The 23,636-nt window shown below is 38.7% G+C and carries 19 protein-coding genes; 13 read left to right on the forward strand and 6 right to left on the reverse strand.

All coding sequences use genetic code 11. From position 1 onward, the window contains the following. Positions 1-2: 2 nt before the first annotated feature. A complete protein-coding gene (locus AC106S_RS16140; RefSeq protein WP_482440570.1) occupies positions 3-719 on the reverse strand; it encodes a biotin--[acetyl-CoA-carboxylase] ligase in 717 nt (238 codons plus the stop codon). An 87-nt stretch (positions 720-806) separates the two neighbouring features. Here AC106S_RS16140 and rsfS point away from each other — a divergent pair, with 87 nt between their 5' ends. From rsfS to AC106S_RS16185, 9 genes are all read left to right on the forward strand, one after another. After that, the gene (gene rsfS, locus AC106S_RS16145) at positions 807-1,175 is read left to right on the forward strand and encodes a ribosome silencing factor (protein ID WP_482440571.1); all 369 of its coding nucleotides are present in this window, start codon (positions 807-809) and stop codon (positions 1,173-1,175) included. 16 nt (positions 1,176-1,191) lie between these two features. Next, positions 1,192-3,210, forward strand: coding sequence for an ATP-dependent zinc metalloprotease FtsH (gene ftsH / locus AC106S_RS16150; protein WP_482440573.1), 2,019 nt, complete (start codon positions 1,192-1,194; stop codon positions 3,208-3,210). Between the two features lie 136 nt (positions 3,211-3,346). Further along, complete coding sequence (locus tag AC106S_RS16155) at positions 3,347-3,925, forward strand: LUD domain-containing protein (RefSeq protein WP_482440575.1); 579 nt, start codon at positions 3,347-3,349, stop codon at positions 3,923-3,925. A 24-nt stretch (positions 3,926-3,949) separates the two neighbouring features. Then, positions 3,950-4,822 carry a phosphatidate cytidylyltransferase gene (locus AC106S_RS16160; protein WP_482440576.1) on the forward strand — a complete coding sequence of 291 codons (873 nt, stop codon included), beginning with the start codon at positions 3,950-3,952 and terminating at the stop codon, positions 4,820-4,822. 4 nt (positions 4,823-4,826) lie between these two features. After that, positions 4,827-5,480 carry a phosphatidylserine decarboxylase family protein gene (locus AC106S_RS16165; RefSeq protein ID WP_482440578.1) on the forward strand — a complete coding sequence of 218 codons (654 nt, stop codon included), beginning with the start codon at positions 4,827-4,829 and terminating at the stop codon, positions 5,478-5,480. An 879-nt stretch (positions 5,481-6,359) separates the two neighbouring features. Beyond that, complete coding sequence (locus tag AC106S_RS16170; RefSeq protein ID WP_482440580.1) at positions 6,360-7,019, forward strand: helix-turn-helix transcriptional regulator; 660 nt, start codon at positions 6,360-6,362, stop codon at positions 7,017-7,019. Positions 7,020-7,121: 102 nt separating this feature from the next. Next, positions 7,122-7,532, forward strand: coding sequence for a transposase (locus AC106S_RS16175; RefSeq protein WP_482440581.1), 411 nt, complete (start codon positions 7,122-7,124; stop codon positions 7,530-7,532). After that, entirely contained in the window at positions 7,517-7,858 is a 342-nt protein-coding gene (locus AC106S_RS16180) for a helix-turn-helix domain-containing protein (protein WP_482440582.1), read from the forward strand. Before AC106S_RS16175 ends, AC106S_RS16180 begins: the two co-directional genes overlap by 16 nt. A 168-nt stretch (positions 7,859-8,026) precedes the next feature. Then, positions 8,027-9,826: a hypothetical protein gene (locus AC106S_RS16185; protein WP_482440584.1), complete on the forward strand. Its 1,800-nt coding sequence runs from the start codon at positions 8,027-8,029 to the stop codon at positions 9,824-9,826. A 220-nt stretch (positions 9,827-10,046) separates the two neighbouring features. Here AC106S_RS16185 and AC106S_RS16190 read toward each other — a convergent pair whose 3' ends face one another. From AC106S_RS16190 to AC106S_RS16205, 4 genes are all read right to left on the reverse strand, one after another. After that, entirely contained in the window at positions 10,047-10,394 is a 348-nt protein-coding gene (locus AC106S_RS16190) for a DUF1801 domain-containing protein (RefSeq protein ID WP_482440586.1), read from the reverse strand. Positions 10,395-10,420: 26 nt separating this feature from the next. Further along, positions 10,421-12,253: an ABC transporter ATP-binding protein gene (locus AC106S_RS16195; RefSeq protein WP_482440588.1), complete on the reverse strand. Its 1,833-nt coding sequence runs from the start codon at positions 12,251-12,253 to the stop codon at positions 10,421-10,423. Between the two features lie 219 nt (positions 12,254-12,472). After that, positions 12,473-13,393, reverse strand: a complete 921-nt coding sequence (locus AC106S_RS16200; protein ID WP_482440590.1) for a M28 family peptidase — start codon at positions 13,391-13,393, stop codon at positions 12,473-12,475. Between the two features lie 569 nt (positions 13,394-13,962). Next, positions 13,963-14,352: a DUF4293 domain-containing protein gene (locus tag AC106S_RS16205; protein ID WP_482440592.1), complete on the reverse strand. Its 390-nt coding sequence runs from the start codon at positions 14,350-14,352 to the stop codon at positions 13,963-13,965. 144 nt (positions 14,353-14,496) lie between these two features. Between AC106S_RS16205 and rho the strand changes: the two genes are divergently transcribed. After that, complete coding sequence (gene rho, locus AC106S_RS16210; protein ID WP_482440593.1) at positions 14,497-16,317, forward strand: transcription termination factor Rho; 1,821 nt, start codon at positions 14,497-14,499, stop codon at positions 16,315-16,317. 321 nt (positions 16,318-16,638) lie between these two features. Further along, on the forward strand, positions 16,639-17,235 hold the full coding sequence (locus tag AC106S_RS16215) for a superoxide dismutase (RefSeq protein WP_482440595.1): 597 nt from the start codon (positions 16,639-16,641) through the stop codon (positions 17,233-17,235). 229 nt (positions 17,236-17,464) lie between these two features. Here AC106S_RS16215 and AC106S_RS16220 read toward each other — a convergent pair whose 3' ends face one another. After that, positions 17,465-18,652 (reverse strand): endonuclease/exonuclease/phosphatase family protein, encoded by a 1,188-nt coding sequence (locus AC106S_RS16220; protein ID WP_482440597.1) that lies wholly within the window; start codon positions 18,650-18,652, stop codon positions 17,465-17,467. Between the two features lie 247 nt (positions 18,653-18,899). Between AC106S_RS16220 and AC106S_RS16225 the strand changes: the two genes are divergently transcribed. Both AC106S_RS16225 and AC106S_RS16230 read left to right on the forward strand, forming a co-directional pair. After that, entirely contained in the window at positions 18,900-21,776 is a 2,877-nt protein-coding gene (locus tag AC106S_RS16225; RefSeq protein ID WP_482440598.1) for a carboxypeptidase regulatory-like domain-containing protein, read from the forward strand. A gap of 20 nt (positions 21,777-21,796) precedes the next feature. Further along, complete coding sequence (locus AC106S_RS16230; RefSeq protein ID WP_482440600.1) at positions 21,797-23,197, forward strand: M949_1556 family lipoprotein; 1,401 nt, start codon at positions 21,797-21,799, stop codon at positions 23,195-23,197. Positions 23,198-23,636: the final 439 nt, after the last annotated feature.

Below are 23,636 nucleotides of genomic sequence, written 5' to 3' on the forward strand. Positions count from 1 at the left end.
GATCAGTAGAGGAGCTTTACCTCTTTATGGTAGAACTTCTTCATGCCGTCATTTTCCAGCTCAATCCAGAGTTCTCCGTTTTCGTCTGCCCGGCGGATAATGCCATTTTGTCGCTCTTTTTCAATTTCAAAAACGGAAATCTCATCTTTCCGGAAGAGATTTTGGTTGAAAAGGCTTAGGATTTCCTGTTCAGAAGGAATGTTTTTCAGTTTTTCAATCATGAAAGTGTGAAGCTGTGACGTAAATTCTTCAAGGTTAAAAACTTTCCCTGTCAGCGTCAGAATAGAGCCTGCATTGGATATTTCATCAAAATTCTCCTGAAGGATATTAAAACCTGCTCCAATAATGAAATAATTATTTTGATTAATTTTTCTCTTTTCGATCAGAATCCCTGTAATTTTTTTATTTTTAAGGATGATATCATTCGGCCATTTGATTTTTACGGCATGACCAGTCAAATTGGCAAGGAAATCCCGGATAATGATTGCGGTATAATAATTGAACAGAAAATCAGAGAGGAAAAAGTTCTGAGTCTTCACCGCCAGCGTATAGGCAAGATTTTTTCCGGCCAGTGAAGCCCATGTATTTCCGTACTGTCCGCGGCCTTTGGTTTGATTGAAGGTATGCAGTCCTGTAAAATCTGAATTTTCATAAAGTAAAAACTTAGAAATTTCGTCATTAGTAGAAGAGCAGTCTTTCAGGTAGAATAGTGGGGTCATTTAAGAAAACTTTAAGACTTTCAGAGCCTAAAAGTAAGGCTAAAGTAAAGAAAAAACAATAAATTTGCAGATTATAGTATTTTTTTAATGAATAAAACAGCAGAAAAGCAAGAATTATTAGATAAAATCGTTGAAGCTATCCAGGATGTAAAGGGAGAAGATATCATGATCTTCGATCTGTCCAGGATTGAAAATTCAGTAGCGGAAACGTTTGTAATATGTAGTGGAAACTCAAATACGCAGGTAGCCGCACTTGCAGGCAGCGTAGAGAAAAAAGTAAGAAACGATCTTAAAGACAGACCATGGCACGTAGAAGGTACAGAAAATGCGATGTGGGTGTTGGTGGATTACGTTACCGTAGTGGTGCATATTTTCCAGAAAGAAGTACGTGAGTACTATGATATCGAGGAACTTTGGGGAGATGCTGCCATTACCAGAATTGAAAGTAAATATTAAATTTTAAAAAGTATAAATGAACAATAAAGGATTCAACTGGTTTTTTCCAATTGTGATCATAGCTCTTTTGTTATTCTTCGGTTCACAGTTTTTAGGAGGCGAGAGTGCAAAGTCTATTGATGAAGATGGTTTCTTCAGAGAGATGCAGGCGGGGAAAGTCCAGAATATAATTATATATAAAGACATAGAAAAAGCTGATGTTTTTCTTACTAAGGAAGCAAAAGCGGCGATGGTAAAAAAATCCGCCAATGAAAACAATCCTTTTTCTGCATTAGATGTCGCTCCGAAAGCAGATTATTCTGTAAAATACGGAGATCTTCAGATTTTCCTTCAGAAATTTGACCAGATTAAATCGACAAATCCTGCTGTTAAGACAACTAAAGATTATGGAACCGGTAAAAGCCCGTTCACCGATATCTTAGTGTCTGCACTCATCTGGATTGCTATTTTAGGACTATTCTATTTCCTTCTTTTCAGAAAGATGGGAGGCGGTGGAGGCCCTGGAGGACAGATCTTCTCTATCGGGAAATCCAAAGCCAAGCTTTTTGATGAAAAAGAAAGAATTCAGGTGACATTTAAAGATGTTGCCGGTCTTGAAGGTGCTAAAGAAGAGGTGCAGGAAGTGGTGGATTTCCTTAAAAACTCTGAAAAATATACCAAACTGGGAGGTAAAATCCCTAAAGGAGTCCTTTTGGTAGGTCCTCCGGGAACCGGTAAAACCTTACTGGCAAAAGCGGTTGCAGGAGAAGCTAAAGTTCCGTTCTTCTCACTTTCAGGTTCCGATTTTGTGGAAATGTTCGTAGGAGTAGGAGCTTCCAGAGTAAGAGACCTTTTTGCCCAGGCGAAAGCAAAATCCCCGGCTATTATCTTTATTGATGAGATTGATGCCATCGGACGTGCCAGAGGCAAAAATAACTTCTCAGGCGGAAATGATGAAAGAGAAAATACCCTGAATCAGCTTCTTACAGAAATGGATGGTTTCGGAACAGATACCAACGTTATTGTAATGGCCGCAACCAACAGAGCCGATATCCTTGATAAGGCTTTGATGAGAGCAGGACGTTTTGACCGTTCCATTTATGTAGACCTTCCGGAACTTCATGAGAGAAGACAGATCTTTGACGTACATCTGAAGAAAATCAAGCTTGATGATACGGTAGACCGAGAATTCCTGGCCAAACAGACTCCCGGATTCAGTGGAGCAGATATTGCTAATGTATGTAATGAAGCGGCTCTTATTGCAGCAAGAAATAATCATACTTCTGTAACGAAACAGGATTTCCTTGATGCAGTAGACCGAATTATCGGAGGCCTTGAGAAAAAAAATAAAGCAATCAAACCTTCTGAAAAGAGAAGAGTGGCTTATCATGAGGCAGGACATGCTACCATTTCATGGCTTGTAGAACATGCATCACCGCTTTTAAAAGTGACTATTGTTCCAAGAGGACGTTCGTTAGGAGCAGCATGGTATCTTCCGGAAGAAAGACAGCTTACCACTACCGAGCAGATGCTGGATGAAATGTGTGCCACTTTAGGGGGAAGAGCTGCTGAACAGGTGATCTTTAATAATATTTCCACCGGTGCACTTTCCGATCTTGAAACGGTAACGAAGAGAGCACAGGCTATGGTAACGATCTACGGATTAAGCCCGAATATCGGTAACATTTCTTACTATGACAGTTCAGGGCAGTCCGAATATTCTTTCGGAAAACCTTATTCTGAAGAAACCGCGACTAAGATTGATGCCGAAATCAAGGCGATTATTGAAAATCAATACGACAGAGCCGTAAGAATTCTTACCGAAAATAAAGATAAGCTGGACGCTCTGGCGAATAAACTTTTAGAGAAAGAAGTAATCTTCCGCGAAGACCTTGAAGAAATCTTCGGTAAAAGAGCATGGGATCCTGAACTGACAGAAAAACCTGTGACGAATACCATTCCTGAAAAAGAAAAGGAAGAAACTGAAGAACCTCAGATCAGAGAAAAAGAAGAAGAAAGCGAAATTCAGGCTCCGGAGAGTCCTACACAGCTTTAAAACTTCTGAAAAATAAACAGAAAAAAACCTGACAGCCTCAAAATTGTCAGGTTTTTTCATATTTAAAGAGACATTTTTAGAATCTATTGTAATTTATTTTCTATTTTTGTATAAAGTTGACTAAAAATAAATTAAGTTGAATTTATTCAAGAGGATTGTAAGCAAACTGACCAACCAGCCTGAGGAAGAGGATAAGCAGAGCCTGGAGAAGCTAGGGGATTCGCTGAAAAACGCGGATCTTGACTATAAGTTTGCGCAATTATTTACGCATTCGGGGGGATTTTTTAATTATTGTGCGGATGAAGCGGAAGCTCTACAGACTTTAAACCAAATTATCAAAATAGAAGGCATCAGCAACACATTTTGCTGGGATAAAGAACTTCAGAGTTTTTTAAACGTCATCAAGACCCCATACACTTCAGAACTGGAGCATTCCAATGATGCTGCGTTCATTACCTGTGAGTACCTTATTGCCTACGACGGAAGAATTATGCTTTCGCACAACAATATCCTCCATTATCATTCTTCAAGGTTACCCAATAAAATCATCATTATGGCCAATGTATCGCAGATTGTGAACAATCTGAATGATGCTATGGGGAAAATAAAAAGAAACGGCAATATTAAAAACCTGACCTCCATCAGCGGAAGCCAGTCGAAACTGGATTCTTCCAATACCAATACCAAACTTTTTTTATTGCTGCTTGAAGATTAAGCATCAACTTATAAACTCTACATTTTGGACAAAAACCTTATTCAAAGAACCATTTCCGGACTTGTTTATGTGGCTGTGATCATCCTTTGTACCACACCCCTGGGAGCACAGCTCATCAACAGTATTTCTCCGGGACTCATCAGACAGGAATATCTCTATTACGGCTTAATCGCCCTCTTGCTGGTTGTTGGTTCCTGGGAATGTGTAAAGATCATGAAGTTTGGGAAAGGCTATGAAAAATGGGTGGTATTTCCACTGGTTATCTTTATCTTTTATATTTTTTCCAAAAGATATTTTCATCACGATTTCTTTTTCGATTTCAGATTGAGCGAGGTTCTGGCTCTTGCATTAATTGCAATTGCTGCGGTTACTTTATTCAAATATCCCAATGAACTGTATTACGACAGCGGGAAGCTTATCTTTACCGTGATCTATGTGGCGCTTCCGTTCAGTTTTGCACTGGGACTGCCTAAATACTCAAGCTATAACGAAACCTTTTCACTGGAAGTGCTTTTCCTGTTTATCCTGATCTGGAGCAGCGACACTTTTGCTTACCTTGTAGGAAAGTTTTTCGGAAAGCACAAAATGGCCCCTAAAATTTCGCCTAAAAAAACCTGGGAAGGGTATGGGGGCGGGGTAGTCCTTACATTGGTTTTATCATACTTTATAGAACATTACCAGCCTGAACTCAGAGGGAACTGGATGATTGTAGGATTCCTGGTTGCCGCATTTGCTCCGCTGGGAGATCTGGTGGAGAGCCAGCTGAAAAGAAATTTCGGCGTGAAAGACAGCGGAAACATCATTCCGGGGCATGGAGGAGTTTTAGACAGACTGGATAGTTTTATTATCTGCGTTCCTGTCGTATATTTGTACTTTATTTTAGAAAAATTTATTTAATCTCATGAAATTACACAGAGAATCGAAAGGAACGATCACCGTAGCCACCATCGTTTTTATTATACTGGGAGCGCTGGCCATCTATTTTTTAAAGATGTGGTCGCTGCTGATCATTATGCCGTTACTGGTTGTTTACAGTTTGGTATTTTGGTTTTTCAGAGTTCCGAACCGTGATATTCTGGAGCACAGAGAAAATGTAATAGCTCCGGTAGACGGGAAAGTAGTGATGATCAAAGAAGTGGAAGAAACTGAATTTCTGAAAGGAAAAGCCATTCAGGTTTCTATCTTTATGTCTCCGCTGAACGTTCATATCTGCCGTTACCCGGTATCCGGAAAGGTAATCTATAAAAAGTACCATCCGGGAAAATATCTTGTGGCATGGCATGAAAAGTCTTCTACCGAGAATGAAAGAACGACCGTAGCCGTAGAGACTCCTACCAATCATCAGGTGGTATTCAGACAGATTGCCGGATATGTGGCCAGAAGGATCGTTTTCTACTGTAATGAAGGAGATCAGGCTAAAGCGGGACATGAGTTCGGTTTCATTAAATTCGGATCAAGAATGGATGTATTCCTGCCGTTGGATACAGAGATCATCTGTAAGATCGGAGATATTACAAAAGGCGGTCTGGATGTGATCGCAAGAATGAAAGATTAAGAATTACAATTCATCATAAAAGCAAAAGACTATTCATATCGAATGGTCTTTTTTTGTTTTTTGAAATGATAAACATTGATAAATAGGTATAAATTGTTAAAGTCCTTGCACTGTTTGGTTATGCTCACAGAAGTCATTGATGATCTTTGGTATGAGTTTTAATACGCGTGAGTAGAATTGAGTGATCAGGGCGGATGCCCGTTTTTTATGGTTGTATAATTTTGCAGTATCTTAAAATATTAATTGGCATATGTTTAATTTTACATGTTTTGGTGAAGTTGTATATTTAATATTCATTTTAATGTTTGAATTCATTGTATTTTTTTAATTAAATGATTATTGTGAATTAAAAAAATATTTATATTTATCCGATTGCCATTTAGCATAGGAATTAAACCAAACCACTGGTCAGTTTTCATTAAAGCCAGTATTTCAGGCACTTTTCTGTCCCCTGCATTTTTATGTGTTTTAGTGAGTATTGAAATGTGCTTAAGTAGCTATTGGTGATAAAAGCTTCAGGGCATTTAAAAAAAACAAAACAAAGAGATGATTTACGAATTTTTCGTTAAGGTGATCCACGGTGAGCCTGAAAAAAGCAATGGCGATTTTGAAAGTAACTATTTGAACCTTATCAACAGATATTTGCTGTTTTTATTCCTGTTGTTCTTTTTTTATTCTGTTTTCATTATTCTTTTTTTTGGAGATATTCTGATATCTACATTTCTCACAATAATTACTTTATTCTGGCTTTTTTTATTGTCTTTGAAAGGTAAAACCAAAAGGTTTAAAAGGGTTTTTAAAGGTGTCGTGTTCTCTATTTTTATTCTGTTGGTATTTATTGTCAGTTTTTTTCATATATACACCTTTAAAAATGCAGGGGTGGAATACTTTTATTTTTCTATACTGTTTGCCCTGCCTTTTTTTCTGAATTACAGAGAAGACAATTATTTGATTCATATTGTTACTGTGCTTATCAGTGTCAATTTTATCAGTTGTCTTTATTTTGATTTCAGTTTTCTTCCCAAAAGCAGTTTTTTTCAGGAGGGAGATTTCAAAACGGTCAGACTTCTCAATATTATGTTTTCCATAGCTACCTTTTTTATGGATATTGTTTTTATCAAGCAGAAAGATGATCTCATTTACGGTCTGATCAATGATACCCGGATGAAAGATTCTACCATAGAAGATCTGCTTAAGGAAAATAATGAACTGCTGAAACAGCAGATGCTGCTTAATGACCTGACTGAAGAAGATATACAGGAAATTTTCAGCCTTGCGGAAAATAATTCGCCGCTGTTTTTTGATAAATTTCAGCTATTCTTCCCTCATTTTATTCCGGCAGTTCTGGAGCTGAATCCCGGTCTCATTCACTCTGAATTATATTTCTGCGCCCTGATGAAATTGGATTTTGATACCAAAAAAATTGCCCAATGTACCAATAATAGTATCCGGGCCGTTGAAAGCAGAAAATACAGGATCAGAAAAAAACTGAATATTCCCTCTGAAATCAACATGAACAGCTTTATTCTGAAGATCTGAGATCCTGTTGGTGATTTTTATTACGCACAAGTAGAATTGCGTACCGGTATACATACCGTCATCAAAGGATAGAAGGTACTTTTGTCTGTAAAGAATAAAAACATGAATTTGAAAACCATTCATATAGGGACTTTGGTGAAATCAAAAGCCGAAGAACTCTGTATACCCCTCAGCAGAATTACAAAATTTATGCACTGTAATGACGAAGAGGTAGAAAGTATGTATTTGAAAAATAGTATGGATACGGAAGTGCTGCTGAGATGGTGTAAACTGCTGGAATTTGATTTTTTCAGAATATATACAGGACATCTGATTCTTTATGCACCTCCCACCATGACAGACCGTACAATTAAAGTCGGGAAATCTGCAATGGTATTCAGGAAAAGTATCTATACAAAGGAAGTGAAAAACTTTATACTCGATAAAATAAATTCAGGACAGATGAGTGCGGCTGAAGTTGTTTCAACATATAAAGTACCCAAAACCACGCTTTACAAATGGATCAAGAAATGAGCAGGCTGCATCCGGACTACCAACGTATCTACACGGATATTATTTATGAGAAATTTCCTGAAAAATTATCAGATCCGCTCATTCGGAAAAAGCTTGAGTCACTTTTCACAACCATAGATATTTTACGGCTTGAACAATTAATTTTCGGAGATATGGAGTATACCTCCGAATTAGAAAATCAACGGATGAAATCTTATGACAAAAATTCTGTCCTGAAAATTCTTGCATACCAGAAAAAGAACAAGCTGACGAATACCCAGACTGCCGCCCATTTTAAAATGAGCAGAAATACCCTTGCGAAGTGGAAATCTTTATTTCAGAAGTAATTCTGATCTTTCAGAAAGACCCCTGCTGAGGAAAACATGAGTTTTATTACGCACGCGTAGTATTGCGTAGTCTTCTTTTAAGCTGAAAGAGAGAAAGGAATATACTTTTGCGGAGGATCATATCGGTCCCTTTTAAAGAACGCAATATTAACCAACAATTAAAAAACGATGAAAACAAAATTTACAAAGCCCGGATTGCAAATGCTGCTTTTAATACTGCTCCTGACTTTTGGAAAGCTGTATTCACAGACCAGTAACGGGGCGGTAGGTATCAATACTACAACACCTAATGAAAATTCCGTACTGGATGTTGTTTCAACGGCTCACAATAAAGGAATACTTATTCCCCGGCTTACAGAGACTCAGAGAAATGCAATCACTATTAATAAAGCGGCAGACGACGGTCTTACCATCTATAATACTACGGAAGACTGCTTTAATTACTGGAGTCTGGCAGATGATGAATGGAAAAGTGTATGCGGACAACTGGGAAAGGCGGTGTTTACGGTGGACTGTTCCAATACCAAAGCTATGGGAACTTATGTAAAAGGGCGCGAGTTAACCCCTTCAAATTATCTGAGTATTGCTGTGAACGTTACCAAAGCAGGAAATTATACCATCTCCGGCACTACTTCCAACGGATATAATTTCTACGGAACAGGCGTTTTCCTCAATACAGGTGTACAGACGATCCAGATCGCGGGACAGGGAACCCCTCTGAATATTCAGACAGATAATGTATCATTAACAGCCAATGGCGCAGATATAACCTGTACACCTCCTGTTTCAGTGAATGTACTCAGTCCTGCGGGAAGCTATACGATGAGCTGCGGAAGTGCAACAGTGAACGGAGTTTACAAAGTGGGAACCGCTCTTACCGCCTCCAATACCATTACATTACCGGTCAATGTTTCAGCATTAGGAAGCTATACCATTACAACAAATACCGTAGATGGAATTTCTTTCAGGGGTTCGGGAACATTTACCGCAACAGGGAATCAGAATGTTACCTTAAGCGGAACAGGTACACCAACTTCCACAACAGTGAAAAAGATGACGATCACTTCAGACAGCCAGGGAGGGGTTTCTACCACCTGCAGCGTAAATGTCATAGTAGTGATTCCTGCAAAAAAATTGCTTACAATAGGACTTGGAACAACGTACGGATATAATTTCAGCAATACCGGAAGACCTTCCAACACCTTAATCACAACCAATACCAACTACGGAACGCTTCCTGCAAGTACCGTAAAATACGAAGGATGGTCTCAGATTATTGACGGAAGCAATTCACCAAGTGCAGCTCAGCTGAATACCTGGCTGCTGGGCCCGGCCCCTGTTGATATAGTGGTAATAGGGTACAGTTATGGAATGAATGCTGCCGAAGCTTCCATTTTCCTGCAATATCTGCAGAAAGGAGGAGTTGTTCTTTCGTTCTGTGAAGATAATTCAGGAAATCAGAATTTCTTCAGAACCATCTTTAACGACCCGAGTATTTCTCAGTCTACAACAGGAGGTTCCGGAGACGGGAGAACATATACTTTACCTATTACTTCCGATGATATTACTAACGGTCCTTTTGGAGATATCAGGGGTAAGCTTTGGGGGGACGATGCAACAGATGTCGTGTATTTCACAGGATTGCCATCAGGGGAAATAAATGTCTATTCCAATGCTACCAATGCCAATAACAATACAGGAACGGTTGCAGGTGCTGTTACAGCGTTTAAACATAAAAGTTTCAACCTGATATGGGTTGGAGAGGGAGGATTTAATTCTCAAAGCGGAAATACAGGTGATTTAAATTCAAGTACTATTTGTCCGTTTGTTTTGGATACGAATAAAAAGCCAACTCCTAAAACGACTTACGGACCGGCAGGAACATTGATTTATAATTCTACTTTTACAGCCAATGCTTTTGCATGGGCACTTAAACAGGCGGAATTCAGCGGAATTAATACACAGTGATGAAGAATAGTTTTTAAAGAGGACTGCGGTAGGGGAAATCCTGCCGCAGTTTTTATTTCAGCCTGATTCCGGGTTAAGGCTTAAGTATAAAAGGCGGAAGCTGCTTTAGTGACACTGTAAAATAAGAATGGCATAAAAGTAAAAACAAATCAACTCTTATTATTGATGACCTTTATAACTTTCCTCTGCCTCAAAACCTGCATCAGTTAATTGATTCAGGTTATTTTATATGTTTCTTAACTTCTTCTGTAAGGCTTATAATAAGCTCCACAGGCAGATCCTTTTCCATATCGATAAGAAGTATTTTGAACTTTTTCCGGTCTTCCTGAAGCAGTTCCGGATGATCAAGCCGGTCTCCGTGATAAAAGCTTACATAATGTTTCTGATGCTTTTTGCTGTAATACAGATAGCACAGCATTTTCTTTTTATACTTGAAGAAGGGAAGCCCGAAGCTTAAGGTCTCCGTGATGTTTTCGGGATCAGATTCGAGGATCTTTTTACGTAAAAACAAAAGAGTACTTCTTTCAGGCTCGTCGATTCTGTAAAAGTACTCTTGTATAGGATTCATTTGAATAAAATTGAATGCAGTAACGGTTAATCGAAATTCTGAAGTTCCACCAGTTTGTGGTACATTCCTTTTTTCGCGATCAGTTCGTGATGGGTTCCCTGCTCTACAATATCTCCTTTTTCCATTACCACGATCCAGTCTGCTTTCTGAATTGTTGAAAGTCTGTGGGCAATTACCAGGGAAGTCCTGTTTTCCATCATTTTCTCCAGGGCATCCTGTACAAATCTTTCGGATTCCGTATCCAGGGCTGAAGTAGCTTCATCCAGGATCATTACCGGAGGATTTTTCAATACTGCTCTGGCGATAGAAACCCTCTGCTTCTGTCCTCCGGAAAGTTTTCCCCCATCGTCCCCGATATTGGAATCATAGCCTTCAGGAAGCTGGGTGATGAATGAGTCTGCGTTGGCTATTTTAGCCGCAGCAATAACTTCTTCTCTTGTCGCTTCTGGTTTACCCATTAAAATATTATTGTAAACGGTATCATTGAATAAAACCGATTCCTGTGTTACCATCCCCAGAAGCTGGCGGTATTCATTCAGCTTTAAATGTTTGATATTGGTTCCGTCAACAAGGATTTCACCTTCGCTTACATCATAGAATCTTGCCAGAAGGTTGGCAATCGTTGTTTTGCCGCTTCCGCTCTGTCCTACAAGGGCAATTGTTTTACCTTTAGGGATAACAAGTGAGAAGTTTTTAAGAATCACATTGTCTTTATCATAATAGAAACCAATGTTTCTGAATTCAATCTGGCTGTTCAGGGTAGAAATAGATACAGGTTCCGCAATTTCTTCTACTTTCAGATCATAATCAAGAACTTCCGCTACTCTGTCTAAACTTGCCATTCCCCCCTGAATGGAAGAGATGGCACTGGATAGTTTTTTAGCAGGATCCAGGATCTGGAAGAACATTCCAATGAAAACCAGGAAAGCCTGAGGCTGCATCGTCTGCTCTTCAAGAATCTGGGTACCGGCGTACCACGTGATGATAAGAATGGTGATAGAACCGAGGAATTCGCTCATTGGAGAAGCCAGTTCACGTCTTCGGCTCATATCAATGGCGAAATTCTGCCAGTTGGTTGTTGTCTGATTAAATCTGTTCTTCAGGATCTTATCTGCATTGAAGATCTTGATTACCTTTGAAGATTTTAAAGTCTCGTCTACCAGTGAGAAAAGATTTCCCAGTTCTGCCTGTGCCTGGTAAGCCTGTTTTTTCAGACTTTTTCCAGTCCAGGAAATAAGAAGACCCATAACCGGGAAAACGACTAACGAGAACAGGGTAAGCTGCGGAGATAAGATGAATAAAGCAATCAGGGAAGAGATGATCATGAACGGAGCGTTGATAAGGTCTACCAGTACCCCCATAATTCCGCCTTCCACACCTCCGATGTCATTGGAAATTCTGGACATCATATCTCCTTTTCTCTGCTCGGTAAAAAAGGAAACAGGAAGCTGCAGAAATTTATTGTACATGGCGCTTCTCAGATCACGGGTAATACCTACACGGTAGTTTACCAATAAAAAAGCACCGATATATCTGAAAATATTTCTCAGTAAAAAAGAAAATGCAGTGATGGCACAAAGAGCGGCCAACACCTGAACAGCACCATGCTGAGCAATTTCAGTCTGTACGAAAAAATAAGCCTTGTTCTTTAAAAATTCAAAATAATCGCCTATCTCTCCGGACCATACAGGAGGTTTATCCTGTTTTTCAATGGTACCGAACATTAACCCTAAAATAGGAAGCATGGTTCCTACGGATAAAATGTTGAGTAACGAGTAAAGGATATTGAAAAACATACTCCCGAAAAGGTATTTCCGGTGGGGTTTTGCGAAATGAAGTATTCTTTGTAATGGTTTCATTCAATGAAAAATTGGATAGCAAAATTACGTAAAATTAAAGGAACAGACGTTCTAAATCTTTTTTTACTTTACTTAATAGGTGTTCATTAATTTGATTTTGTTACAATTCCTGTCAGAACCCTGATATACTGTGAATTTTAATGTCGTTTTATACTGAAGACGGATGTATAAAATAATTTATAACATAAAAAAACCGCCATTCCGGCGGTTTTTATTCTATTAAAATTTCACTTTATCATTGTATTTCGGAGCAAAATTGGAAGGTTTTAATTTTTCAAGTGTTTTTCCGAAATTGTTGATAATATCCGTCAGGTTATCGAAATCCACTACGCTGATGTCATCACTTTCATTATGATAATGATGGGCTTTGGTCATATCTACGGTAGAGAATGAATGGGCAATGATCTTCTTTTTAACGAAACTCACATTGTCTGATCTGTAAAACAACTGCTGTGAGGCATAAGGATCCGGATTGATTTTCATTCCGTTGGCGGCATTTCTGTTCATCAGTTCATCAAGGTCCGAAAACTCATCACCGGTCATGAACAGTGCGTTTTTTCCCCATTGGGATTCTGTGGCCACCATTTCAAAATTGAAAAGAGCGGTCATATTATGGTAGACTTTATCCAGACTGGCATCTGTGGAGATCGCTTTGGAACCGAGCATCCCTTTTTCTTCCCCGTTGAATGCGATGAAAACCATTGAGAAATCCGGTTTTTTATTTTTAAAATAATCAGCAATACCTACCAGAGTAGTGATTCCGCTGGCGTCGTCATCAGCACCGTTATAAATATTGTCTCCTGTTTTATCGCTGGTTCCTATATGATCGAAGTGGCCGGAAAAGCCTAAATATTTATCTGTTTTTCCTTTTTTGATTCCACATACATTATATGCTTTCTGTCCTTTGTACTCGAATGGGATCAGGTAAGAATTTCCCGTACAGTATTCAAGATTGTTTTCTTTGAAAAGTGAAGCGATGTATTCGGCTGCCTTATCGTTTTCCGGAGTCCAGATCTCACGGCCTTTCATTTCATCTGAGGCGAGTGTGGATAGGATAGTCTGTACTCTTTCCTTAGAGACCTGCTGGGCGAAAGTGCTTATTGAAAAAAAAGATAAAGCAAGAAAGGTTAATTTTTTCATGTTGATTACTATTTAATATGATCAGTCGTATCCTTAACGGAAATGTTGCATCAAGTTATATAAAATTAATGAAATATGCCTGGCAGGCAATAGAAATTTATTGGCTTAAAGATAAATTTAATATATACATTCGCTTAAAAAAATCAATGCAATTGATTCCACTCTTTGTTTCATTAAAATATGGCACAACAAAAATCAGGCTTTGCAATAAAATAATTCTCACTTTATTAAAATGAATTGGAATCCGGCTCAAAGTCTGGAAAAAACATTTTTAAAACTGTTTAATCTTTTTTATTAAGCGCAATGGAAAACAAGGACAAATAATAACGGACGCTTTTAAGATAATCAAGGCCGCTTCGCTTATTTTTGAAATACAAAGACTTTGTAAGTTTACGCCTTTGTTTATCTTGTCCGGAAGCTAGATCAATATTTTTGGTCTATCCTTGCGGGAACTCTGTTTTCAATTTCTGCTCAATTTTGAACTTTTACCTGATTTACACCAATTCCTGCATCTAAATAAAAAAACAGCTCCTTTCGGAACTGTTCTCACTCAAAAAATCGTTGTAAGGCTATCGGAGTCGGTCGACAGATTTTACGAGCCTCTCATCTCTGCGGATGTATGTGTTTGCAATAAGCAGACAGATTACCGCGATCAATGGGAAAACCGGCTCAATACCCTTCTCAGGAAACTGAATTCCTCCGGATAAGTTTAGTAACCAGTACGCCAATACACCAATCAACAAAACGTTTATAATGATGCTGATGGTATTCAGCAAAATTTGTCTTTTTCTGTTTTTGTAACTGAAAATACTCAATGCACCTGCTAAAACAAGTACCACACAGCTTATATCAATTACCGGAATATTGCCGAAAACAGCAACATCCTGTCCTGAAATAAAAAGGAAAACAGCAGCTAAAACTGCTAAAAAAGTCCATATGGTCTGTATTCTCTGTAACATCGAATCTTAAATTCCAGGCAAAAATAATATAAATTTTGCACAATTCAAAAATAAGTGTAGATTTGCATTATACAATGTACTTGAAAACAAAAGTCACCGGACTTACTTTTCTTACTCACAATTAATTACATTTTTACATTAAATATGTTTAACATAGAAACGTTAAGGTCAAAATCCGTAACGGAACTGACTAAAATCTTAAAAGATTTGGGCGTTAAAGTTGCAAGAAACAGCAATGAAAATGATAAGATCTTTGCTATTCTTGACTTTCAGGCTTCTAATCCTAAAGTCTCAAAAGATTATTTCAATGCCACAGAAAGCAGTGTGACTACTGAAGAAGCCCCAGCAGAAAAACCTGCAAAAGCTCCTGCCAAAAAAGCAGCCCCTAGAAAAACTGCGGCCAAGCCCAAAGCAGAAGCAAAAGCTCCGGCAGAAACGAAACCTAAGGCTGAAGAGAAACCGGAAGAAACGGTACCACCGGTTGTTCAGGAAATAAAAACGGAAGAACCCGAAGCTGAGACTGCTCCGGTTACAGAAGAACCCCCGGTACAGGCAGCAGCCAAAAAGAAAAGAAAAAGAGTTACGGCCAATACCGGCAATACAGAAACTGCTCCGCAGGAAAAAACCGAAACTCCCAAAAACACAGAACCCAAAGAATCTGCTCCGTCAGAAGAAAGGCCAAACAACCCTCAGTCTCAGGCCAGACCTCAAAATCAAAGAGGACACAATCATCCGCAAAACGGCGGAAACCAGCATAAAAATCAAAACCAGAACCAAAACCAGAATCAGAATCAGCACAGACATGCTGAGAAAACTGAAGAACATACCGAGCAGAAGAAAGAATTCAACTTCGACGGTATGGTAAGCATTGAAGGAGTTCTGGAAATCCTTCCGGATAATTACGGATTCCTTCGTTCATCAGATTTCAGCTATATCTCTTCTCCTGATGATGTGTATGTTTCTACTGCACAGATCAGAAATTATGGCCTGAAAACCGGAGATACCGTTAAAGGAATCGTAAGACTTCCAAAAGAAGGTGAAAAATATTTTTCTTTATTAAAGCCTACGGAAGTTAACGGACGTGATCTGGCTTTCATTAAAGACCGTGTTGCGTTTGAATATTTAACACCACTTTTCCCTGAGGAGAAATTCAACCTTGCCGGAAACAATTCAACTATCTCTACCAGAATCGTTGACCTGTTTGCCCCGATCGGAAAAGGACAGAGAGCCATGATCGTTGCCCAGCCTAAAACGGGTAAGACCATGCTTCTTAAAGATATTGCCAACTCTATTGCTTCCAACCACCCTGAAGTATATATGATGGTTCTTCTGATCGACGAACGTCCCGAGGAGGTTACCGATATGGAAAGAAGCGTAAATGCAGAAGTTATCGCATCTACATTTGATGAAGCCGCAGAAAAACATGTGAAAGTGGCCAACCTTGTTCTGGCAAAAGCTCAGAGAATGGTAGAATGCGGCCATGATGTAGTGATCCTGCTGGATTCCATTACCAGGCTGGCAAGAGCTTATAATACCGTGACACCTGCATCAGGAAAAGTTCTTTCCGGTGGGGTAGATGCCAATGCTCTTCACAAACCGAAAAGATTTTTCGGGGCTGCCAGAAAAATTGAAGGGGGAGGGTCATTAACGATCATTGCAACAGCACTTATCGATACCGGTTCCAAAATGGATGAAGTGATCTTCGAAGAATTCAAAGGAACAGGTAACATGGAACTTCAGCTGGACAGAAAAATTGCCAACAGAAGAATCTATCCGGCCATCGACCTTGTATCTTCCAGCACCCGTAGAGATGATCTCCTTCTTGATGAAGTAACTTCCCAGAGAATGTGGATCCTGAGAAAGTATCTTTCGGAAATGAATCCTGTGGAAGCTATGGAATTTGTGAATAAAAATATCAAAGGAACGCTCAATAACGAAGAATTCCTGATGTCTATGAATAAATAAATTAATTTAATTGTTGTTAAATGAAAAGCACGGAGATCCAATATCTTCGTGCTTTTTTATTTTTACGGATTTAAAATTCCGGTTTCTAAATTAAGTTCAATCACGGTAGAATGAGATTGATCGGCGGATAATACCGCATTTTTACATTAATGGAGTCCTGATCAGGATAACGGGTATTTGTGAAAGTATCCGGATATAAATTAAAATTTAATTCATTCTAAATCAATATATCAATGTTAAAGATTTATTAAAGTAATCCCCAGTTTTTGATTATAGTTTAAATAATGGCTAAATTTGGGTATAACATTAAAAATAAAAATTATGTCATTTGAATTACCAAAATTAGGATATGCTTATGATGCATTGGAGCCTACTATTGATGCAAAAACAATGGAAATCCACTATACAAAACATCACCAGGCATATATCGACAATTTAAATAAAGCTATTGAAGGAACTGATCTTGCAGACAAAACAATCGAAGAGATCTGCAAAACAGGAACTGATAAGCCTGCGGTAAGAAACAATGGAGGTGGACATTTCAATCACTCTTTGTTCTGGGAAATCCTTACTCCGGGCGGAAGCAAGGAGCCGGTAGGAAACGTAAAAGCAGCGATCGAAAATTACGGAGGTTTTGATAAATTCAAAACTGATTTTTCTGATGCTGCTAAAACAAGATTCGGTTCAGGATGGGCATGGTTAGTGAAAAATGCTGACGGGTCTGTAACTGTTTCTTCTACACCCAACCAGGATAATCCTTTAATGCCTGTTGCAGATGTGAAAGGAACTCCGGTTCTTGGACTGGATGTTTGGGAGCACGCTTATTACCTGAATTATCAGAACAGAAGACCTGATTATGTTTCTGCTTTCTTTGAGGTGGTAAACTGGGATAAAGTAGAAGAATTATTCAACAAATAATTTTCAGCTATTATAAAAATAAAAGGTTCGGAAGAAATTCCGGACCTTTTTTGTATCTGGCTATTTTATTTGAATAATGTAATTGTAAGTGTCTGCTGTCTGAATTATTTCAAAGATCATTTATTTTCATCTGTACTGTCTGTTTAGAAAATAAACGTGCAACCATCGGCCGGCTTGAGTTTGGATAAAACATAAAAAAAGCACTCGAAAATGAGTGCTTTATATTATTTTAAGGTTCTTTCTGGAGAACGACAAAAGCGGGGAAGTGGTCACTGTATCCTCCAGTGAACTGATCACCGTTCCAGGACCTGAAAGGATAGCCTTTGTAATTTCCCTCTTTATTGACGAGGTAAGCAGGTGCAAAGATTTCAGTTTTGTAAACAGAATACTCTTTCGTTACCTGATCTGAAATAACGTTTTTAGAAACAATGATCTGGTCGAACAGATTGGGAGCATCCTGGTATGCTAAAGAAGCGATTCCTTTTTTGTATAAAGGATACATTAAGTTAAGATACGGAGTTGTTTCGCTAAGATCTTTAGGGCTTGCCACTGCTTTTAAGTGGTTTTTTAAACTCGCGCTTACAGGATCATCGTTGAAGTCTCCCATTGCAAAAAGCTTGGTAGAAGGGTCTGCTGCCCTTACGCTGTCCATTTGCTGCTTAAGTAAAGCGGCCGCTGCATTTCTTTTTGGAAGGGAAACTGCTTCACCTCCTCTTCTTGATGGCCAGTGATTCATAAAAAAGGCAACTTTTTCATTGTCAAGGAATCCGGTTACTACCAGGATATCTCTGGTATATTCTCTTTTTCCTTTTTCATCAAAGATTTTCAGTTCTTTCTTTAATGAGTTGCTCACTGTGAATCTTCTTTTCTGATAGATCAGAGCTACATCAATACCTCTGTAATCATAAGAATTGTAGTGTACAATCCCATAATCGTATTTTGCCAGGGCCGGTTGCTTGATAAGGTCTTCAATTACCTGTCTGTTTTCTACTTCAATCAAACCTACTACTGCAGGAGCTGTTTTGGTGTATTGGGCACCCATTTCAGAGATTACCTTAGCTTCATTGGCTAATTTTGCCTTATAGATTTTGGTATTGTAATTTTTAGCGCTGCTTGGAGTAAATTCTTCTGAGCCGCTTTGGTATCTCACTGCTTTTTTACCTTTTAAAGCATAATCACTCCAGGGCCCATCATGCTTTTCAGCTTCTAAAAACCGGATGGAATCAATCGGAATACTTCTGTGAAAAGCCGGATTACGGATATCTTTGGTCCCATCAATATAATCTGCAGAACGTATTGTATCCCAAAGGTTTTCTACATTCAAAAAGCCAACAGTAGCCACTTTCCTAAGTTTCCCCTGTTGTGCAAAAGCCATTATTGAAAAAACGATGGCCATAAAACTCATAAATCTCTTCATCCTCTAGAGTATTAAAATTATTTAAACGACAAATTTACCTTTTTTTAATTCATTCCATTTTAAATATTTGTAAATTTAAAACAGTATAAATATAATTCTTTTATATAATGATTCATAAAAGTGTGCAATGTTAAGAAAAAATAACGTTAAAAAAGTTTTAAATTCTAAATTTTGATTAAATTTGTGCCCCCAAGTTTTAAACTGTTGAAAATTAAGAAGAAAAGTATTAAAAAAAATAAATATACTCATGATTAAAAAACTATCATTAGTCTCTTTATTTACTTTACTTCCTGCTTCCTACTATTTTGCGCAGACCACTGTGTTTGCGTATCTTAAGGATGCGGAAGGAAAGCCTGTTGAAAGGGCTGAAGTAGATCTTAAAGGGAGTGAGAATGATGTAACGGCTGACAAAATTGGATATTTCCAGTTTGTAGACCTTCAGCCGGGCCATTACCAAATTGTGATTGCGAAACCGAACTTCGAAACGAAAGTAATGGAGTTTGATGTAGCAGCAGATGAGAAAAGAAAGGATTTAGGGACTATTACCCTTTATTCTGCTCTTGCAAGCGCAGATCAAGGTCTGGCTATCATTGAGGGTGACGATGATGACGACGGCAACAGCGGCCAGGCTTCTACAGTAGGTTTGCTGCAGTCTTCTCAGGACATCTTCAGCAGAATTGCTGCTTTTGATCTTGGATTTTACTGGTTCCGCCCGAGAGGTATTGACGGAAGAACCGGAGAATCAATGCTGAATGGAGTTTCTATGGTGAAATCTGATAACGGTAATGTAGACTTCAGCAACTGGGGAGGTCTGAATGAAATTACACGATATCCGGAAATTGCCTCTAACCATTCCCCGTCTGAATACGCTTTTGGTGGTAACAGCTCTGTTGTTTATAAAAACACCAAAGCCAGTGAGTATAGAAAAGGATTCCAGTTTACACAATCTTTAACCAACAGAAATTACAGAAACAGAACCTCTCTCCGGTATACATCAGGAATGAGTAAGAAAGGATGGGCATTCACTGTAATGGGAGCAAGAAGATGGGCGGAAGAAGGAATCCAGGAAGGAACATTCTACGATGCTTACGGAGCATACCTGGGAATTGAAAAGAAATTCAGTGACAGCCATACGATGACTTTCAACTTCATCGGTGCCCCATACAGAAGATCTACCGCAAGTCCGAGTACTCAGGAAGTTTATGATTACAGAGGAGTACATTATAACTCCTATTGGGGATGGCAGGATGGAGAAAAGAGAAGTGAAAGGGTAAGAAGAGGATTCCAGCCGATTTTCCAGATTCAGGATTTCTGGAAGATCAACAAGAATTCAAGCCTTTGGACTTCCCTATCTTATCAGTTTGGAAAGGACAGAGGTTCCCGTTTGGATTGGAACGGTGTAACTAACCCTTCTCCTACCTATTACAGAAACTTACCAAGTTATTACATAAACAGCATTAATTATAACGCTGTTAATAATACCCTTAATCCCAATTTATTTGGAACACTGTGGGAAGGATATAACGCAAGTCTTTCTGCATGGCAGAACGGTGATCCGGATGTAACGCAGATCAATTGGGGCAGAATTTATGCCAATAACCAGAAAGATGATGCGGTAGATCAGAATGAAATGACCCGTTTATACGGATTGAGCGGAAGACGTTCCAAAGTTTATCTGGTAGACGATGTAAGTGATGATAAGATCTTCAATGCAGCGACCCACTATACCTATAATTTTAACGACCGAACGAAGTTTATTTTAAACGTTTCTTATCAGAACTATAAATCAGAGCTTTATCGTGAGGTAAAAGATCTTCTGGGAGGAGATTACGCGATTAATGTAGACCCTTTCAGAGAATCTGCAAAACCGGGTTCTACAGGATTCTACAATACGCTTGATCCAACTATCCAGGTTAAAGAAGGAGATCGTATGACGTACAATTATATCCTTAGAAGACAGGAAGCAAAAATAAACCCGGGACTGAAATTCTCAACAGGTAATTTCGACGTGTTTGTTTCTGCTTTGGCTGGGTATTCCACATCAAACAGAGAAGGTCTTTTCAAACATTATTTATACGAAAACTCTTACGGAAAAGGGAAAGATTACAACTTCTGGAACTATGGTCTTAAAGGGCAGATCGTTTACCGTATCAACGGAAGAAACTTCCTTGTATATAACGGAGCCGTGTACAACCAGGCACCATTCTTAGAGGATTTATTCATCAACCCAAGAATCAACGCGTTGGTGAATCCTAACATCAGAAGTACGGTATATACTGCTAATGATTTAAGCTATGTGATCAGTACGCCTTTCCTTAAATTAAGAGCATCAGGATATATTGTAGATACTCAGAACGAGACCAATGTGCAAAGGTTCTTTGCTGATGGTATTCAGCTGAGCAGCACCAATCCGGACGGATCTGTTTCTCAGGTACAGAGTGCTTTCGTTACCCAGGTAATGTCAAATGTTGAAAAAAGAAACATGGGAGCAGAATTGGGTGTGGATGTGAAGATACTGCCTACTTTATCATTGCAGGGTCTTGCAAGCTACGGACAGTATACCTACCGAAATAATCCGGAAGTATATCTGGTATCTGATGCTTCTGGAAGTAGCGTAACGTCTTTCGGGCAGGCTTATATTAAGAATTATAAGCAGGGAGGTACGCCTCAGCAGGCCTTCTCGTTAGGATTCCGTTATAACAATCCAAAATATTGGTGGGTAGGAGCCAACTGGAACTATTTTGATGATAATTATCTGGATCCCGCTCCGGCTTTAAGAACCAATAATTTTATTCAGAACCCGTATTCCAGTACTCCATATTTAAATCTTACTGAATCTGATGTAAGAGATATGCTGAAGCCTGTGAAACTTCCTTCCGCATTTTTCCTTAATGCTAATGCCGGGAAATCATTCATGATTGGAAAGTATTACCTGTTATTAACTGCTTCTGTGAATAACATCCTAAATAATAAGAGATTTATTACCGGAGGATTCGAGCAGACAAGAGAAACAAAAGCTGCAGATTTTGCTACTGATTATTATAGCTCTGCACCTTCCTTCGGACCGAAATACTGGTACACCCAGGGACGTTCTTATTTTGTTAACCTACAATTCAGATTCTAATAAAAAATAAAAAAATAACAATGAATAATTTCACTAACTTTTTCAAAACGACATTTTTAGCAGCGGGTGTGCTTGCTGTAGTGTCTTCTTGTGTAAAGAATGACGATTGGGAAAATCCTCCTATCGCTTGTTCTAATAAGTTTGCGGCACCTACAATGTCGATGGCAGATTTCGCAGCTCAGGCTCCGGCTACAGGTTTTAAACTAATCGAAACAGATCAGATCTTTGACGGATATATTATTTCTTCTGATGCTCAGGGGAACTTCTATAAAACGATCTCTTTCCAGGATAAAACATCTAATCCTACAGTTGGGCTTCAGATTGAAGTGGATAAGGCAAGTAATTTTGCTGATTTTCCGGTAGGGGCTCACATCAGAATTAATGCAAAAGGACTACGTTTAGGATTGGACAGAGGAACTCTTAAATTAGGTTCGGTAGATCCTGTATTTGCGATTGGAAGAATTCCTCAGGCTCTTGTGGGAAGATATGTTTCAGGAGTGTGTAACGGGAACGGACTGGATATTCAGACCATTATTCCAACTAAGTTAGCATCTTTAGCAGATGCGAAACAGGCTAACCTTATCAATACATTAGTTACTGTACCTGATGCACAGTTCAACATTGCTGAACTATTCCCGGTTCAGAAAAAGTATCTTGACTATGATGCTGCCGGACAGGGATTAGATACAGACCGAAATATTGAAGATAAAATGGGAGGAACTGCTATAATCAGAAACTCAGGATTCTTCAAAAATGGAGGAGAGCTTCTTCCAAAAGGTAGCGGGAACATTACTTTTGTTGTAAGCAGATACAATTCAACCTGGCAGATGCTGATCAGAAGCTTATCTGATGTTCAGTTCACAGAAAGTACAAGAGTTGATCCTACGCCACCAAAGGGTGGAACTGCAATTGCTTATTCAGGATCATTCCTTGAAGATTTTGAGAGTTATCCGACTACTCCTGCCAATCTTGAAGTATATCCTAAATATATCAATGATCCTCTGTTAGGAAACAGATACTGGCAGTTGAAAACGTTTAGCGGTAACAAGTATATTCAGCTGGGAGCGAATTCTGGTACTGGAAATTATGTCACTTATTTTGCTGTACCGGTTGACTTTACCGCTGCTAACCAACTGAAATTTGACGTTAACGTTGGATTCTGGAATGGTAATGCTTTAAAAGTATACTATACTACCAACTATACTCCGCTTGGAGATATTACAGCAGCAACAAAAGTAGATATTACATCTGCCTTCACAATTCCGCAGGCTCCGACAGTTAATTACGGTACATTAGCTCCGGCGGGTACCTATAATATTCCTGCTTCATTAACAGGTAACGGTTTTATTCTGTTTGAATATACCGGAAACGGAAGTGGGGTTACTACAACAATCCAGTTAGATAATATTCAGGTTCTTTAATCAACCGGATATTTTAAATATAAAGACCGTCTTTTTTAAGGCGGTCTTTTTAGTTACTGAATAACCTGATCTGATTGTAAAATAATGTATAAGTTATTTTCCATCTGATTAAATTATTAAAAACACGACACGTTCTGTCGCTTTGAAGCCATAGCTTTGCCAAAGAGAGAAAATTTCTCTTGTAAAATTGAGAAAATATGGAAATGATAAAATAAATAGTATTAGATCCCGTTCAAGTGATACCGTTGTCTTAAAAAGTGTTAAATTTGCAGCGGGAATACAAAAACTAATATTAACTAAAAAAAAGACATCAATACATGAGAAAAAGCTATGCAGGCGTTCTGGCTGTATGTGCTGTCCTTACTTTTCCTGCTCAGGAAGTAGTATGGCAGAAAGATCTCAAATCCTCTACCCAGGATTTCTTAAGCCAGATTACCAC

It is taken from the genome of Chryseobacterium sp. FR054, from assembly GCF_056844565.1.